Genomic DNA, 584 nt, shown 5'->3' with positions numbered 1-584 from the left:
TGACTAAATGTATCGGTAACGGCTTTATCGACCTGAATTGGAGCAAGTAAACCTTGGATAACCGCCCCACCGATCTGATCATGGGGAATCAAGACGACGTCAGGGCCGGTACCCGCTGGGCCGTCCATACGCAGAGATTCAACCTGACCGCCATATGGCATTTCAAGCACATTCACTTTCACATCATGTTGTTTTTCAAACGCTGCGACCGCTTCTTCATTACCAAAAGACTTTTGCATGTCTTCCCAGACTAATAAGGACTGCTGCGCCAACGCCATTGGCGAACAAAATAGAGCAGTAACTGCGAGAGCAGATAGTTTTTTACTAAATTTATTATTATCCATAAAATTTCACGCCTTTCGTTTTTGGTAAAAATAAAATTTATGGTGCAAATATGCTCCTTTGTGTTATTTTTTCCATACAGGTTATTCATTGATGTGATTTCAATCACTATAGCTAGCAGTTATTGTGATAAAACAAACAATTGAAAATAAAATTTACTAAATAAAAATCTAATTATATTACATACTTTATTTATTATCATTTAAGATGAATTAAAATGTTTTCGATTCATTTATCCAATG

General features: G+C 36.3%; 1 protein-coding gene. It reads right to left on the bottom strand.

Annotation, left to right across the window (positions count from 1 at the left end; all coding sequences use genetic code 11):
• On the bottom strand, positions 1-344 hold a 344-nt coding region (locus tag R7190_RS29185; RefSeq protein ID WP_318138112.1), incomplete at its 3' end, for an extracellular solute-binding protein.
• Positions 345-584: the final 240 nt, after the last annotated feature.

The sequence above is a fragment of the Vibrio sp. 1078-1 genome (assembly GCF_033340475.1).
Note: the sequence above shows the minus strand (reverse complement) of the source record. Positions and strands in the feature narration are given on the sequence as shown.